The organism is Ruania alkalisoli, assembly GCF_014960965.1.
Taxonomy (GTDB): domain Bacteria; phylum Actinomycetota; class Actinomycetes; order Actinomycetales; family Beutenbergiaceae; genus Ruania; species Ruania alkalisoli.
This window is the reverse complement of the sequence record NZ_CP063169.1, coordinates 1,204,649-1,221,285: the sequence shown is the minus strand read 5'-3', so window position 1 is coordinate 1,221,285 and position 16,637 is coordinate 1,204,649. Positions and strand designations below refer to the sequence as shown.

At 68.4% G+C, this 16,637-nt stretch carries 10 protein-coding genes; 2 read left to right on the top strand and 8 right to left on the bottom strand.

Going from position 1 to position 16,637, the window contains the following annotated elements:
- The first annotated feature begins 44 nt into the window (after positions 1-44).
- Positions 45-1,034, top strand: coding sequence for an ABC transporter ATP-binding protein (locus IM660_RS05135; RefSeq protein ID WP_193498322.1), 990 nt, complete (start codon positions 45-47; stop codon positions 1,032-1,034).
- The gene (locus tag IM660_RS05130) at positions 1,031-2,689 is read left to right on the top strand and encodes an ABC transporter permease (protein ID WP_193498321.1); all 1,659 of its coding nucleotides are present in this window, start codon (positions 1,031-1,033) and stop codon (positions 2,687-2,689) included. Before IM660_RS05135 ends, IM660_RS05130 begins: the two co-directional genes overlap by 4 nt.
- 2 nt (positions 2,690-2,691) lie before the next feature.
- Here IM660_RS05130 and IM660_RS05125 read toward each other — a convergent pair whose 3' ends face one another.
- The 8 genes from IM660_RS05125 to glmU form a co-directional block, all read right to left on the bottom strand.
- Positions 2,692-3,654: a class C sortase gene (locus tag IM660_RS05125; protein ID WP_281389296.1), complete on the bottom strand. Its 963-nt coding sequence runs from the start codon at positions 3,652-3,654 to the stop codon at positions 2,692-2,694.
- Positions 3,655-3,763: 109 nt separating this feature from the next.
- Positions 3,764-5,194 carry a SpaH/EbpB family LPXTG-anchored major pilin gene (locus tag IM660_RS05120; RefSeq protein WP_193498320.1) on the bottom strand — a complete coding sequence of 477 codons (1,431 nt, stop codon included), beginning with the start codon at positions 5,192-5,194 and terminating at the stop codon, positions 3,764-3,766.
- An 80-nt stretch (positions 5,195-5,274) separates the two neighbouring features.
- Positions 5,275-8,274, bottom strand: a complete 3,000-nt coding sequence (locus IM660_RS05115) for an LPXTG cell wall anchor domain-containing protein (protein ID WP_193498319.1) — start codon at positions 8,272-8,274, stop codon at positions 5,275-5,277.
- A 459-nt stretch (positions 8,275-8,733) separates the two neighbouring features.
- Complete coding sequence (gene mfd, locus IM660_RS05110) at positions 8,734-12,408, bottom strand: transcription-repair coupling factor (RefSeq protein WP_193498318.1); 3,675 nt, start codon at positions 12,406-12,408, stop codon at positions 8,734-8,736.
- Between the two features lie 146 nt (positions 12,409-12,554).
- Positions 12,555-13,163, bottom strand: a complete 609-nt coding sequence (gene pth / locus IM660_RS05105) for an aminoacyl-tRNA hydrolase (RefSeq protein WP_193498317.1) — start codon at positions 13,161-13,163, stop codon at positions 12,555-12,557.
- Between the two features lie 30 nt (positions 13,164-13,193).
- On the bottom strand, positions 13,194-13,829 hold the full coding sequence (locus IM660_RS05100) for a 50S ribosomal protein L25/general stress protein Ctc (protein ID WP_193498316.1): 636 nt from the start codon (positions 13,827-13,829) through the stop codon (positions 13,194-13,196).
- A 228-nt stretch (positions 13,830-14,057) separates the two neighbouring features.
- Entirely contained in the window at positions 14,058-15,038 is a 981-nt protein-coding gene (locus tag IM660_RS05095; RefSeq protein ID WP_159621444.1) for a ribose-phosphate diphosphokinase, read from the bottom strand.
- Between the two features lie 29 nt (positions 15,039-15,067).
- Positions 15,068-16,630: a bifunctional UDP-N-acetylglucosamine diphosphorylase/glucosamine-1-phosphate N-acetyltransferase GlmU gene (glmU, locus tag IM660_RS05090; RefSeq protein ID WP_193498315.1), complete on the bottom strand. Its 1,563-nt coding sequence runs from the start codon at positions 16,628-16,630 to the stop codon at positions 15,068-15,070.
- Positions 16,631-16,637: the final 7 nt, after the last annotated feature.

The following is a 16,637-nucleotide window of genomic DNA, read 5'->3' as shown; positions in this document are numbered from 1 at the left end:
CGTTGGCGACCCTTGTCGCCCACCCTTCCACTTGGAGGCATCCGATGACCGACGTCATCACCATCGAGAACCTCGTCAAGGACTACGGCCGCGTCCGCGCCCTTGACGGCCTGAACCTGTCCATCACCCCGGGAGAAGTGCACGGCCTGCTCGGGCCCAACGGCGCGGGTAAGACCACCACGATCCGTATCCTGCTCGGGCTGCTGCGCCCCACCTCGGGAACGGTCCGGCTCTTCGGTGAGGATCCGGCGGCCGAGGCTGTCGCGTTGCACCGGCGGCTGGCCTACGTGCCCGGCGACGTCGAACTGTGGCCGAACCTCACCGGCGGGGAAGCAATCGACGTCTTCACCCGGCTGCGCGGCGGGGCTGATCGCTCCCTCGTGGAATCGCTCGCGGAGCGCTTCGACCTGGATCTGCGGAAGAAGGGGCGCACCTACTCCAAGGGCAACCGCCAGAAGGTGGCGTTGGTGGCCGCACTCGCGAGTGAGGTGGACCTGCTCGTCCTGGACGAGCCGACGGCAGGCCTCGACCCACTCATGGAGGCCGTCTTCCAGGAGTGCATCAGCGAGGCGAAGGCCGCCGGAACGTCCGTGCTGCTCTCCAGCCACATCCTCGCCCAGGTCGAGGTGCTCGCCGACCGCGTTTCCATCGTGCGTGCCGGTCAGACGATCGAGACCGGAACCCTCGCCGAGCTCAGGCACCTGACGCGCACGTCCGTGACCGTGACCACCGAGCAGCCCGCCGATGCCTTGGCCGATCTGCCCGGGGTGCACGGCTTGGCCGTCGAGGACGGTCAGACGCGGTTCGAGGTCGATGGCGAGCACGTCCCGACCGTGCTGCAGCAGCTCGCCCCGTTGGGCGTGCGGTCGATCGTGGCGCACCCGCCCACGCTCGAGCAGCTGCTGCTGCGCCACTACGGCACCGGTGACGGCGTCCCTTCAGCAGGTGCAGCACGTCCGGCTGACCGAGCTCGTCCGGCAGAGCCCGCACGGGGCGACCACACGAGCGCCACCACGTCCAGGAGCGGGCGATGAGCGCCGTCGTGGGAGCCCGGCCGACCAGCCCGCAGGCGAGCAGCGGGCGTCCGTCCGGCCCGTTCACCGGGACTGGGAAGCTGCTGCGCTTCATGTTCCGCCGCGACCGGATCAGGCTGCCGGCATGGGTGATCGGCATCGGCATCTTCGTGCCGTACTTCTTCACCGCCTTCGAGACGTTGTTCCCGAGCGAGGCCGAGCTGGCCGAGCTCAGCGCGTTCACCTCGGGGCCGATGGTCGGGCTGCTCGGCGGCCCCGGCTACGGTCTCGGCGAGGGGCTCAGCTACGTCACGTTCTTCACAGCGCTCTATGTCATCTACTTCATGCTGGCAGCTGCGCTGATGAACATCCTGCTCGTCTCGCGGCACACGCGAGTCGAGGAGCAGACCGGGCGCGCCGAGTTGATCCGCGCGAATGTGGTGGGCCGGTACGCAGCGCTCACCGCAACCTTGATCATGGCCGCGATCGGCAATGCGGCGGTGACGCTGGCGGTGCTCGGCGGGCTGCTAGCCTTCGACGCCCCGGCGTCGGGATCGCTGCTGGTGGCCGTGGGAGTCGGCGCCTTCGGGATGGTCTTCGCCGGGGTCGCGTTCGTCTGTGCCCAGGTGAGCGAGTACTCGCGGGTAGGCAGCGCGATAGCCGGGGCTGTCCTCGGTGGCACCTACGTGCTGCGCGCCACTGGAGACATGTCGAGCGAGCACGGCAACGTGTTGTCCTGGCTGACGCCGTACGCCTGGTCGCAGCAGACACGGGCGTTCGTGGACGAGCGGTGGTGGCCGCTGGGAATCTCGGCGGTGGTCTCGATCGCCCTGATCGTGCTTGCCTACCGGCTCTCCGACCGCCGGGACCTCGGGGCCGGGCTGCGCGCTTCCCGGCGGGGTCGGGCATCTGCGGCGCCGTGGGTGACGAACCCGATCGCGCTGGCGCTGCGACTGCACCGGGGCGGGATCCGCGGCTGGGTGTTGGGACTCGTCGTGGCCGGGCTGGTGTACGGGAGCACGACGGGCCCGTTCGTGGACTCGTTCGCGGACATGACCGGCACGATGGGTGAGATGTTCACCACGGGTCCGGACCCCGTGCTCGGGTACCTCAACACGCTGATGGTGATGATGGTGATCGCCGTCGCCGTCTACGCCCTGCTCGCCGTGATGCGGGTACGTGCGGAAGAGCTCGACGGCCGCGCCGAGCCGGTGCTGGCGACAGCGGTCAGCAAGCAGGCATGGCTGGCCGGCCACATCCTAGTCACCGCGGTCGCCTCGATCGTGCTGCTGGTGCTGGCCTGTGCTGCGATGGGCTTGACGGCCGCGTCGAGCACCGGCGACTGGTCATTGGTCGGCGAACTGACGGTCGCGGGTCTGGTGGGAGCGCCCGCCGTCCTCGTGATCGTCGGCCTGGCATGCGCGTTGTACGGCTTCTCCCCCAGGTTGCTGCCTATCGCGACGGCGGTCGTCACCTTCAGCGGCCTGGCAGCCTTCTTCGGCGAGCTGCTCGAGCTCCCCGAGGCGCTCCTGGCAATCTCGCCGTGGCACTACACACCCGCCGTCCCGGGTGAAGCGATCACGGCAGCCCCGCTGCTGGTGCAGACCCTGGTGGCACTGGTTCTGGCAGCGGTCGGACTGCTGGCGTTCCGCCGTCGGGATCTGGTGACGACCTGACCTCAGGCTGCGCCGGGCCGGCTGCGCTCGGAAGGGCGCGGCCGGCCTGTGAGGTAGACGTAGGCCCCGGCTGCGAGCACCGTGCCTGCGAGCGCGAGCGCCCACCACGGGAACGGGGCCGGAGCCGGCGGCTGGGAGGCGATCTCTAGCGAGTCGAGCGGGGTGGGCAGCACGCGCTCGGCGGTGACGAGGATGCGGTGACTGTTGATGCCGAGGGGGGTGCACGTGACGAGAGTGACGAGGTCCTCCCCCTGCCGAGGGTACAGAGTCTGCGTCTCGTCCGGCTCGACGACCTGGCGCTCGATCACCTGGTAGGTGAGGACCTCACCGTAGATCTGGATCGTGAACGTCTCACCCACCTCGACCTGGTCGAGGTGGGTGAACAGTTCCGCGGAGGCGAGCCCGCGGTGCGCCGTCAGGACGGCATGGGTACTTGGACCGCCGACCGGAAGGGATGTGCCCTCCAGGTGGCCGACCCCGCGCAGCAGCACCTCGTCGCTGGTTCCGTGGTAGATGGGAAGGTCGACGCCGATCGACGGGATGACCAGCCGGGCCATCGTGCCCCCGTCAGCGGCTGCCAGAATCTGCTCGTACTCGGCGCCGTTACCCCGGTCGGCGAACGGCACGTTCTGACCGGCTCCCACCGTGGCAACACCCCCGGTCAGGGAGTCGTTGTAGACCCGGGCCGCGCCCAGCTGAGCGGTCTGCTGCTGCGGACCGATCACCTCGACGTCTTCGTTGAGTGCCACGATCCGTTCGGCGTGATCGGATGTCGCGAACCAGTTCGCGGCCGTGGGGACCAGCAGCAGCGCCACACCCAGCACGCACACCAGCGCCACGACGACGGAGAGCGGGCGCAACCGCCAGCCGCCGCGTCGGCCACGGTGGCGATCGGCACGACTGTGGGGCGAGCGTGGCGGCTCCGCATCGGGATCGGCGCGTTCCAACTCCCAGATCGCACTCACCGATCTCTCCCTCCACGGACGGTCAGGACACGTGCCACGAATGAGGTGAGGGAGGCGGAACCCCGGGGGGGATGGAGTTGGTCCGCCTCCCTCACCTAGCCATCGAGACTCAGCGGCGCGCTCCGCGACGTGCCAGCAGGATGGCCGTGCCGCCGCCGACGAGGATCAGGCCGATTCCGAGCGTGGTGAACAGCGCCACACCCTGGCTACCGGTCAGGGGCAGCTCGACGTCGGGGATCTTCTCGTTCGGAACCTCCACCAGCACGGCTTCTTCGATGGAGCCCACGACGACGGTCACCTGGATCCTGTCGGTGACGCCGAGATAGCGCTCGGGCGCCACGGTCTCCTCGATCCAGTAGGTACCGACCTTCAGGCCCGGGATCACGACGCGGCCGTTCTCGTCCGTGGTGAACTCGGTCGCGCCGTCCACGGCGATCGGGTCGCCGCCGGTCTCGTCGAGGTAGACCTCGAAGACCGCACCCTCGAGCCCGTCCAGGGTCTCCTCGTCGAACTTGAAGATCTCCACCGCTCCCCAGAGGGTCTCGACGGTGTTGGAGTTGATCTCGTGGTCGTTGATGAAGGTGATCGCGTCGTTGGTGATCGTGCCGTCGCCGATCGCGGTGACCGTGGTATCGAACTCGACCGTCACCGTTCCACCCGGGGCTGCGGCCAGCTTGGCCAGGCCGGAGGCGGTGAACTCGACCGTGAGAGTCCCACCGGTGGGGCCGGCAGGCTCGGTGATCGTGTAGTCGGCCGGGGCGAGGCCGATGTCCGCGGCACCGCTGTCGACCGCGCTGACCACCGTGGTTCCGGCGGTGTAGGCGAGCCGGGTGTCCAACTCGTCGACGATGCTGTAGCTGGCGAGTTCCTCGGTGCCGAAGAAGCTCGGGATGGCCGAGTCGACAGCGAAGGAGACGGTGTCACCGAGACCGTAGGCGTCGGAATCGTCGAGGCTCTTCTCGTTCTCTCCGAGAGCGTTCTTCGGGTAGACGTGGACGTCGTAGAGCCAGATCGACTCCTCGTCGACCGTGGTCGGGAGCGGGACCGTCACGATGAACGGCTCAACGGGGGCGACGATCTGGTTCGGGCCAGGTGCCGTCTCCTCGACGTAGTAGACGCCCATCGGCAGGTCGCCGAAGAACGCCGTCCCGTCCGCAGCGGTGGTCTGGCTTCCGACGACGGAGGTCGTGTGCCCGCCCAGATCGCCTCCGGCGGCGACTGACGTCGCGAGGGCGTCGGCCTCGTTCCAGCCCTCGTTGGTGGTCAGATCGATATCGGTGACCTGTGTGAGTGTGAACTCCACACCCTCCAGCGGGTTCAAGCCTGGATCCGGGATTTCGCTGCCATCGTTCGGCAGCCCTGGGTCCTCATTGGGGCTCTCGTACTTGTGGATCGTCAGCGATCCGGTGGCCTCGGGGTCGAGGTTGGGGCCTGGCGCAGCCCCAGCGGGGGCGGACAGGGCGACGATGCCGAGTACGCCCAGTGCGGCTGTGCTCACCGCCGCTGCGAGCCGCCTCAGCGGCCGGTGACTACGGGACATTCTTTCCTCCTGGGTGCGAGTGCTGCGGATGTCTATACCTGGCGCGGTACCGGTCGGACTGCCGCCGGCTCCGGAGCCGGTCATGACCTCACCCCGGCTTCCCGGCGGCGGTGCCACTGGTAGAAGACGAGCCCTGCGGCCATGACCAGGAACGTGAGACCGGCAAAGGTCACGGCGTCGGTACTCGTGCCACCGGTGAGGGGAAGGTTGACCGCCGGCGGTGCGTCGTTGACGAACCGGTAGATCCCGTGCTCACCCTGCTCCACGCTCACCGCGTTGTCGGCGACCGTCACCCACTCCGCGGCATCGGGGTCCCAGACCTGCAAGGCAACCTCGCGGTAGGCGATGGGGCTACCTTCGGCCAGTTCCTCGGTGAGCAGGTAGCTGCAGTCCGGAAGGATCTCAGCAGTGTTGTCTGCACTCTCGGTCTCGGCACCGGTCACCTCAACCACGGGGAGCTCGGCGATGCCGCAGTCCGGGGTGGCGACCAGGGTCCAGTCCTCGGGCGAGAGCACGTCGGTGGAACCGTCGTCGATGTGCTTGAGGATGGTGATCATCGCGGTGGTGTTCGTGACTGTGCAGGTGACGCTGGCGCCGTAGGCGACGGTCACCTCACCGTTGACGACCTCGACCACCTGCTGCTCGGCGTCCTCGCAGACCCACTCGCCGCTCTGCACGTAGGTGATCGGACCGTCGGACTCGCTCAGCGCGTAGGGCTCGTCAGCGACGACCGGCTGGTCCGTCACCTCCGGCGACCCGCTCGCCCCGGTGACCGTGTGGTCCTCCGGGCCCACCGCCGTCAGGGTCCACTCGCTCGGCAGCGCGCTGCCGAACTCGACGTCCTTGATGAGAGTGATCGTCTGGGTGCAGGTGACGGTATTGACGACCTCAAGGACGTTCGGATCGGGGGTGAGGGTGATGGTGTGGTCGACGCTTGCCGTCTCCTCGCCATCGATCGTGGTGACGAGGTCGCACGCCTCGGGGAGGCCGGAGACCTCCTCGGCCACGACGACCTGTGACCCGACGACATATCCGTCATAGACGGTGCCGAAGTCGGCGTCGGCGCCGTCCAGGGTGAGCTGGGCCTCGCCGACCGGCTGGTCGCCGTCGGCGAACTGCTCCCCGTCCACGACCCAGGTCTTGAGAACCTGCAGACCGACCTCGGCGGTGTTGGTGATGGTGCACGTGACGGCGTCCCCTGCGTTCACCATCACGGCCTCACCGTCGACCTCGTTGGGGGTACACACGAGGTCGGTCTGCTGGTAGCCCTCGGGACCGCCGGTCTCACCGATGGTGTACTCCCCCGGTGCGACGTGTGCCTGGGTGACGGCATCCGAGCCGCTCACGCCGCTCACGGGCGTGGGGCCGTCCGCGGTCAGGGTCCACTCGGTCGGGTCTGCCTCGCCCACGACCTCCTTGACCAGAGTGAGGTAGGTGCACGTGACGGTGTTGGTCACCGTGTAGGTGTTCAGGCCCGTGGAGAGGCTATGGTCACCGAGATCACCGGAGGGCACGTTGGTGCAGCCGGGCGGAAGCCCGGTGACCTGCTCACCGATGGTGATGACGTCCCCGGCCTCGTAGTCGGTGGTGTCGCTGTGCTCGGTGTACGTCTCGCCGAACTCGGGAGCGTCCTGCCCGGTGAGTTCCAGGGTGGCGTCACCGAACGGCTGGGCGCCGTCGTCGTAGCTCTGCCCGTCGATCACCCAAGTCTTGTCGACCTGCACCGAGGCGCAGGTGCTGGGGACGTTGAGGGAGATGGCGGGAATCCAGTCCTTCAGGGCCGCCGTGGGCGAGGGGGAAGCGCTGGAGCGGACGTTGAGCGTGCCGTACTCGCCACTGCAGCCGGCCTCGCCGAACAGGGTGGTGAGATTGATGGCCACTTCGGCGAACGCGCCGGCGTCGAGCTCGTCGTCAGCAAGGTTGAAGGTGGTGTCCTGGTTCACCTGCCCGGTGAAACCGCCCAGCGAGCCGAGCGAGTCCCAGGACGTACCGTTCCACGTATCGGCACCGACCAATGAGATGGTCTCGTTGCCCGTCTGATCGATCGTCAGCCGCAGGTCCCCCACCGAACGGTCCGGGCTCGGACCGCCGGGTAGCTGGTTGAGCTCAACCCGGTAGGCCACGGAACCGTTCGTCGCTTCCCGTTCGAAGCCGAGGAACGCAAAGACGTCCCCGCCCGAGGTGGTGGAGAAGGCGTACACATTGCCGACATCCTCCTTGCCACCTTGACCACTACCCGATCCGCCGGTCTGCCCCGCCGACCAGGGCCAGTTGGTCTCGTCAGCGCCCTGCGTGAACTGGGTCGGGTCGGAGTTGCCGTACGGGTCGGTGTAGACGGGCTGGCCGCCCACGGTGGACCAGTCCAGACCAGTTGAACTACCGGGATTGGCGCACAGGTTGCCGTCGATCTCGAACCCTGCAGGCGTCCCTACCGGCCACGCGTCACAGTCGAGCTCCAACGCCAGGGGAGAGATCTCGTTGGCGGCTGCGAGCTCCGGTTCGGATGCTGCGTCCTCCTCGGAGTTCTGCTCCTCGGTCGTGCTCTCGTCAGTCGACTCCGAGCCGCTGGTCCCGTCGGATCCACCCTCGGCCGTACCACTGGCATCCTCGGTGGAACCATCGGATCCGTCGGTCGAGGTCTCCTCGCCGGTGCCGTCCTCACCCGAGGAGTCACCTCCCGTGGAGTCGTCCTCACTCGCCGCCGAGTCACCGCCGGCATCCTGACCATCATCGGTCTCGCCATCGGATCCCGCGGTTCCCGTGGCGTCCTCGGTGGAGCCGGTCGAGTCCTCACCGCTGTCAGTGGTCTCCTCCTCGGAACCAGCGGTGGACTCGTCCGTCGACTCCGCGGTCGACTCGGTCGTCTCGGACGCGCTCGCACTCGTCGTCTCCGACTCGGCCGTGCTGCTCTCGCTCTCACCGGCCAGTTCGTCCGCCATGGCGGACGCCGCGATGGAGGCCGGGGCTCCGAGGCCGAGCGCCAACGCGACGACCCATCCCAGAATGATCTTGCGTCTCCGGCCGGCACCAGCATCGGGCATCCCTGCCGCGTGCCGCACCAACCCTGCCTGTGAAGTCACGCCTCGCACGGTTCCTCCCTGGTCCTGCATGAACGCACGTCAATTCGACCCGCCCGCGGGTTCGAAAAGGTACGCGAAATGGAAGCCGCGCACCCGCGTACTACGGAGAATGTGCGACTGCTATCTCGCTGAGCCGCACGCTAGCACCGGACCTTCACTCTGCCCATGGCTCGACAATCCGGGGGTAGATCACCCGCGGTCGTACCGAGCGCGGGAGCGCAGTCGACGAATGCTCTAGAAACGCTGCGATTTCAACGGTTCCAAGGCCCATAAGGCGAGGGCATCACCCTCGCGATCACCCTTCCGTCACCCTCTCATCACCCTGAACGGGCATTCAAATATCATCCGTTTACACCGGTGTAGACGTGGCTAAAAATGACAGGTCAGGCAATCAAGGATCACGGAATACGCACGGAAAGCGCATGCCGAATTGTGCGCGGCGTGAGGGATTTCCGGTGCTCAGGAACGTGCCGCGAGAGCCGCCGCGGCGGCGACGCTTGCATCGGGTGCGATGACCGCGTCGATCAATTCCCCCACCCACGTGAGCAGCGCCTCGTCCCGCAACGGCTGCCCGCCCACGCGTGAGGTCATCGGTGCAGGCACCAGGATCGTGCGGACGGCGGGCTTGAGCACGGTGCCCGGGAAGAGTCGCTTGAGGCGCAGCTGAGCAGACTCGGCGAGCTCAACCGGGGCGAATCGGATGTACTTGCCCTGGGAGGTGATGTCGGCCAGTCCTGCGGCACGTGCCTTCACCCGAAGCCCCGCGACGGCGAACAACCGCTCGACGGGTTCGGGTACCGGCCCATAGCGGTCCACGAGCTCTTCCCGGACGGCGTCGATCGCCTGCGCATCGGCTGCCTGGGAAAGCTTGGTGTAGGCCTCCAGGCGGAGCCGCTCGTGGCTGATGTAATCGTGCGGCACGTGCGCGTCGATCGGTAGTTCGACCTTGAGCTCGGAGAGCTCCTGCGTCTGCTCCCCCTTGAAGGCCGCGACGGCCTCGGAGACCATCCGCACGTACAGATCGAACCCGACGCCGGCAATGTGCCCCGACTGCTCTCCACCGAGGAGGTTGCCTGCTCCCCGGATCTCCAGGTCCTTCATGGCCACCTGGATCCCCGCACCGAGGTCGGTGTGGGCAGCGATGGTCTGCAGCCGCTCGTGCGCGGTCTCGGTGAGCGGCTTCTCCGGCGGATACAGGAAGTAGGCGTAGGCACGCTCCCGGCCGCGCCCCACGCGGCCTCGTAGCTGATGCAGCTGGGAGAGGCCGAAGACATCCGCACGTTCGACGATCAGCGTGTTCGCATTGGAGATGTCGAGCCCGGTCTCGACGATCGTGGTGCACACGAGCACGTCGAACCGCCGCTCCCAGAAGTCCACGATCACGCGTTCGAGCTCGTGCTCGTTCATCTTCCCGTGGGCCACGGCGATCCGGGCGTCGGGCACAAGCTCACGGAGTCGGGAGGCGGCGCGGTCGATGGACTCCACCCGGTTGTGCACGTAGAACACCTGCCCCTCGCGCAGGAGTTCGCGGCGGATCGCGGCAGTGATCTGCTTCTCCGCGTAGGCCCCCACATACGTCAGGACAGGGTGGCGTTCCTCCGGCGGGGTGGCGAGCGTCGACATCTCCCGGATCCCGGTCACAGCCATCTCCAGGGTGCGCGGGATCGGCGTAGCCGACATGGCGAGCACGTCGACGTTGGTACGCAGCTGCTTGAGGGTCTCCTTGTGCTCGACCCCGAACCGCTGCTCCTCGTCGATCACCACCAGGCCCAGGTTCTTGAAGCGGACCTCCCCGGTGATGAGCCGGTGGGTCCCGATCACCACGTCCACGGCCCCGGTACGCACCCCCTCACGCACGGCCTCGGCCTCGGCCGCGGTCTGGAATCGCGAGAGCGACTTCACGGTCACCGGGAAGCCGGTGTAGCGCTCACTGAAGGTGTCCAGGTGCTGCTGCACGAGCAGCGTGGTGGGTACCAGCACGGCCACCTGCTTACCGTCCTGCACGGCTTTGAATGCAGCCCGGACGGCGATCTCGGTCTTGCCGTAGCCCACGTCACCGGAGATGAGGCGGTCCATCGGGACCGGCTTCTCCATATCGGACTTGACCTCGTCGATACTGGAGAGCTGGTCGGGAGTCTCGACGAAGGCGAACGCGTCCTCGAGTTCACGCTGCCACGGCGTGTCCGGTCCGAAGGCGTGGCCCTCGGTGGCCATCCGGGCCGAGTAGAGCCGGATCAGCTCACCGGCGATCTCCTTGATGGCGCGGCGGGCGCGCCCCTTGGTCTTGGCCCAGTCCGAGCCGCCCATCTTGTTCAGGCTCGGCGACTCCCCGCCGGTGTACTTGGTCACCTGGTCCAGGGAGTCGGTGGGCACGAACAACCGGTCTCCGGGGTGCCCACGCTTGGAAGCGGCGTACTCGATCACCATGTACTCGCGCGTGACCGCGGACTTGCCCACCCCCACGGTGCGCTGGATGAGCTCCACGAAGCGACCCACGCCGTGCTGCTCATGTACGACGTGGTCGCCGGGCCGCAGGGCGAGTGGATCGACCACGTTGCGGCGCCGCGAGGGAAGCGTGCGCATGTCCCGTGTGGAACTTCCGGCCCGCCCTGTCAGGTCCGCCTCGGTGAAGACGGCCAGGCGGAGATCTTCTGCCACGAAGCCACGGCCGATGCTGGCCGTGGTCACCAGCACCATTCCCGACGGCGGAAGGTCCGGGTCCTCGCCGTCCCTCGCCTCGGGTCCGGCGGGAGCGATCTCGGAGACCAGCCGGGCGGGCACCTCGGCCTCGAGCAGCTGCTCGACCATGCGCCTGGCCGGGCCCGCTCCCTCGGTAACGAGCACGAGCCGCCAGCCGTGCGCCGTCAGCTCTTTCAGGTCGGCCACCGCGCGGGCGGTCTCTCCGCGATAGCCCGCAACATCACGCGTCGCCACGCTCACACCGGGAGCAGCACCGTCGTCGGGATGGTCAGCGAACTCCTCCAGCTCGGAATCACCGGTGAATCCACCCACGGCCCACCAGCCCAGGCCACGCCGGCGGGCGATGTCCCGGGTGTCCTCGAGGGTGGCGAAGCTCGCTTGGGAGAGGTCGATGGGAGTGTTGGCTCCCGCGGCGGCCGAGGTCCAGGCGGCGGCAAGGAACTCCTCGGTGGTCGCCACCAGATCATGCGCCCTGCGGCGGATCCGCTCGGGGTCGTGCAGCACGAGCAGGGCGTCGTCAGGGACGAGTTCAAGGAAGGGGACCATCTCGTCCACCAAGACCGGCGCGAGGGACTCCATCCCGTCGACGGCGATGCCCTGGCTGAGCTTCTCGAGCATCTCCGCCGCCCCCGGCAGCGTGGGCATCAGGTCGGCGGCGCGCTGGCGCACGTCGTCGGTGAGCAGGATCTCCCGGGTGGGTGGCGCCCACATGCCGTCGTCACTGATCTCGAGGGAGCGCTGATCGGCGGCGGAGAACCAGCGGATCTCCTCCACCTCGTCACCCCAGAACTCGATGCGTTGCGGGTGCGCTTCCGTGGGCGCGAAGACGTCCAGCAGACCGCCACGGACGGCGAACTCGCCGCGGCGTTCCACCATGTCGACGCGGGTGTAGGCGGCGGCGACGAGCTGGTCGACCACCCGCTCCATCGGCGCGTTGTCTCCCGCACGTAGCGCCACCGGTGTCAGGTCCCCCAGGCCGGCCACGACCGGCTGCAGCATCGCCCGCACGGGCAGGACGAGCACCTGGATCGGCGCACTCGACCCACCGGCGCCACTGGCCGGCTCGGCGGCACCTGCGCCGTCACCAGCAGGATCGGGGTGAGCGAGCCGGCGAAGTACCGCGATCCGCCGGGCGACCGTGTCGCTGCGCGGGGAGAGGCGCTCATGCGGCAGCGTCTCCCAAGCCGGGAAGACGGCGATTCCCGCCGGGTCCAGGTAGGCACCCAGCGCGGCGGCGAGCTCATCGGCCTCGCGCCCGGTGGCCACCGTCACGACGAGCGGACGGGTCCCCTGCATCGCCAACTCCGCGAGCATCGGCGCCCGCGCACCGGTGGAGGCGGAGACGTCGAGCGTGCCACGGGACGGGATCGCCTCGACCAGCGCACGCAGGCCGGGGTCGGCGCGGAAGGCGGAGAGCACACCGGTGAGAGTCATGAGATATCGATCCCGAAGCAGGCAGCACGAACGGCCCGCCACTGCCGGTATCCGGGTGGCGGGTTGCGAGAAACCACTCTACTCCGCAATGACGGACCGGACTGAGGTCGGGCATCGTGGTTCGTGGCGCCCGGAGCCGACCGCCGTCACGGGCGTGCCGCGTGCCAGCGGGTCTGGGCCCGGAGCAGTCCCTCGTTGATGAGGTCCGTGACGGCATCCGCCGCGTCGACCAACGTGACGGCGAGTTCGTCTCGCTCAGCGGCGGCGAAGTCGCGCAGCACATAGTCGGCTGCGTCCATCCGTCCGGGCGGTCTGCCGATACCGACGCGCAGCCTGAGGTAGTCACGGGTGCCGAGCGCCTGGGAGATCGATTTGAGCCCGTTGTGACCGCCTTCTCCGCCCCCCTGCTTCAGGCGGAGGGTCGAGAGCGGCAGGTCGAGCTCGTCATGGACGACCAGCAGCCGGTCGGCGGTCACGTCGTAGAACCGCATCAGTGCGGCCACGGGCTTGCCGGAGAGATTCATGTAGCTGGCAGGTTTCGCCAGCACCACCCGGGGCCCAGGAGCACCGGACGACACAGTCCCGAGCCGGCCGTCGAGGACGGCGGCCCGGGACTTGTGCGTGACGAAACCGCCCGGGACGTCCCGGGCAAGAGTGTCGAGCACCATATGACCGACGTTGTGGCGGTTCGCGGCGTAGGTGGGCCCGGGGTTCCCCAGGCCCACCACCAGCCACGGCCGGTTCACATCGGTCATCGCGCTCGGTTCAGATCAGATGGACTCGGATCAGGACTCGTCCGAGGACTCGGCGGAGGCCGCGGCCGGGGCCTCCGCAGCGCTTGCCTCGGTGTCCTCGGCCTCGTCTTCGGAGGGCTCCTCACGCGGCACGTAGACGACCACGACGGCGGTCTCCGGGTCGGTCTCCAGGGTGCTGCCCTCCGGCAGGGTCAGAGCACCGGCGCGGACGATGTCGCCGTCCTCGAGGCCCTCGACCGAAACCTCGACGTACTCGGGCAGGTGCGTGGCCTCGGCCTCGAGGCTGATGCTCGACGCCTCCAGGGTGTAGCTGGTTCCGGAGGCCGTCTCGCCCTCGACGTGGACCGGGACGTCGACGACGACCTTCTCGCCCTTGCGCACCAGGATGAGGTCGACGTGCTCGAGTGTCCAGCGCACCGGGTGCCGCTGGATGTCACGTGGCAACGCGAGCTCGGTCTGACCGTCGATGTCGAGGGTCAGCAGCGCGTTCGGGTTGTCCTTGAGGATCAGCCACGTCTCGTGCGTCGGCAGGGACAGGTGCACCGGGTCGGTGCCGTGGCCGTACAGGACGGCCGGGGTCAGACCCTGTCGGCGGGTGCGGCGCGCAGCGCCCTTGCCGAAGTCGGAGCGGACGGAGGCGGAGACGCGGTTCTCGTTGCTAGCCATGGATCTCTCTCGCAGACGGTGTGGTGGTGGGCACGCCAGGCGGGCGACAGCGAGCGAACACACCGCACGGACCAGGCCCGTCGGGGATCCGCCGCGTCGATCACGGGTGGGAGAACTCCCACCCCTCGCCGAGGCAACCGGTGCAGTCTACCCGAGCAACGCCGCAGCCGGAACCACAGACGACCTCCACGAGGCGGGCATCTGCGAGGAACTCACCAGGCGTCCGGCTCAGACGTTCCCGTCGAACAGGCTGGTGACCGAACCGTCGTCGAACACTTCCCGGATCGCGCGAGCCAGCAACGGAGCGATCGAGAGCACGGTGAGCTGCTCGAAGTGCTTGTCCGCGGAGATCGGCAGGGTGTCGGTGATGACCACCTCACGGGCCCCTGACTCGGTGAGCCGACGCACGGCCGGATCCGAGAGGACGCCGTGGGTGGCCGCGACGATCACGCTCTTGGCCCCGGCTGCCATCAGCACCTTCGCGGCCTCGGCGATCGTGCCGCCGGTGTCGATGAGGTCGTCCACGAGCACGCAGTCACGGCCCTCCACATCGCCGACCACCCGGTTGGCCACAGCCTGGTTCGGGCGCGTGATGTCGCGAGTCTTGTGCACGAAGGCCAGCGGGACGCCACCGAGTTTGGCCGCCCACTGCTCGGCCACCCGGATCCGGCCGGCATCCGGCGAGACGACAGCGGCGTTGGCGAGATCGACCCGGGTACGCACGTAGTCGGTGAGGATCGGCATTGCCCAGAGGTGGTCGACCGGACCGTTGAAGAATCCCTGAGTCTGCGCCGCGTGCAGGTCCACGCTCATCAGCCGGTCGGCTCCCGCGGTGGCGAACATGTCCGCCATCAGCCGGGCCGAGATGGGCTCACGCCCACGGTGCTTCTTGTCCTGGCGGGCATACCCGTAGAACGGCATGACCGCCGTCACCTGCTTCACGGACGCGCGCTTGAGCGCGTCGGTCATCAGCAACTGCTCCATGATCCACTCGTTGATCGGAGCAGTGTGCGACTGCAGCACGAATGCGTCGGCGCCACGGACACTCTCGGCGAACCGGACGTAGATCTCACCGTTGGCGAAGTCGTACAGCGTGGTCGGGACCACCTCGATGCCCAGTTCGTCGGCCACGGCCTGAGCGAGCTCGGGGTGGGCACGACCGGAGACCAGCACCAAGCGCTTCTCGCCGTGGCTCGTGATACCTGTCATGGTCTGGGTACTCCTCATGGGGCGGTGTCTCAGCTCGGGTCGGGGGTGTGGGAGTCGGTCTGACGGCGGCTGGCCTCGGCCTGTGCCTGTGCAGAGAACTGGTCACCGAGGGCACGTCCGGCTGCCTCGGCAGCAGGTGTGCCAGGACGGCGACTGGCCGTCCACCCCTCGATGTTGCGCTGGTTGCCGGTCGTCACGCCCAGCGCCCCTGGTGGGACGTCCCGCCTGACGACCGTCCCGGCCCCGGTGTAGGCCCCGTCCCCCACCCGGACCGGGGCCACGAACATGTTGTCGGCGCCGGTACGGGCGTAGGAGCCGATCACCGTACGGTGCTTGTTCACGCCGTCGTAGTTGACGGTGATGCTGGCCGCTCCGATGTTGGTCTCCTCACCGATGGTGGCGTCACCGATGTAGGACAGGTGCGGCACTTTCGTCCCGGCGCCGATCTGAGAGTTCTTGACCTCCACGAACGCCCCGAGCTTGCCCCGCTCTCCGAGTTCGAGCCCGGGGCGGAAGAACGTGAACGGCCCCACGGTGGCGTCGTTCCCGATCTGCCCGCCGGTGCCATGGGTGCGGGTGACGGTCGAGTTCTCGCCGATCGCGACGTCGGTGAGCGTGGTGTCAGGGCCGATGACGCTGCCGGTGCCCACGGTGGTCGTTCCGTGAAGCTGGGTGCCGGGCAGGATGGTGACGTCCGGGGAGAGCTGGACATCGCCGTCGATCCAGGTGGTCCCAGGATCGACCACCGTCACCCCGGCACGCATCCAGTCGGTGACGATGCGGCGATTCAGCTCGGCGCCGAGGGCGGCCAGCTGCACTCGGTCGTTGACTCCCTCGACGAGTGTCGGGTCCGCGGTGACAACCGCTCGCACGTCGCCACCCCGGCGGCGGGCGAGAGCGATGACGTCCGTGAGGTACACCTCGCCCTGATCGTTGGCGCGGTCGACCTCGGCCAGCGCCGACCGCAGCACACCGGAGTCCATCACGTACACACCGGAGTTCATCTCCTTGATCGCACGCTCGGCCTCGGTGGCGTCCCGGTGTTCGACGATCTTGGCGATCTGGTCATTCTCGTCGCGTACGACCCGGCCATACCCCGTGGCGTCGTCGAGGACGGTGGTGAGCACGGTGATGGCGTTGCCCTCGTCCTGGTGGGACTGCACCAGCGAGCCCAATGTCGGGCCATCCAGCAGCGGCACGTCCCCGGAGAGGATCACCACGGGCCCCGCGATCCCGCCATCGGCCGCCGCAAGCGGAGCACGCTCGTCCCGCTCGGCGAGGTGTTCGGACTGCACGGCAGCGTCCAGCGCCAAGAGAGCGCACTCGACGGCGCGACCGGTACCGGGCACCTCGTCCTGGTCGGCGATCAGCACCGAGGGCTCCAGCTCACGTGCGTGCGCGGCCACCAGATCGCGCTCGTGGCGGACCACGACGGCGAGTCGCTCCGGACGCAGCGAGGTCGCCGCATGGAGAACGTGCCCCAGCAGGGAACGCCCGGCGAGACGGTGCAGGACCTTCGGCGTCGCGGACTTCATCCGGGTGCCCTGGCCTGCGGCAAGAACGATCACGGCAGCGGGTGGCGTCAGGCTCACACAGGCC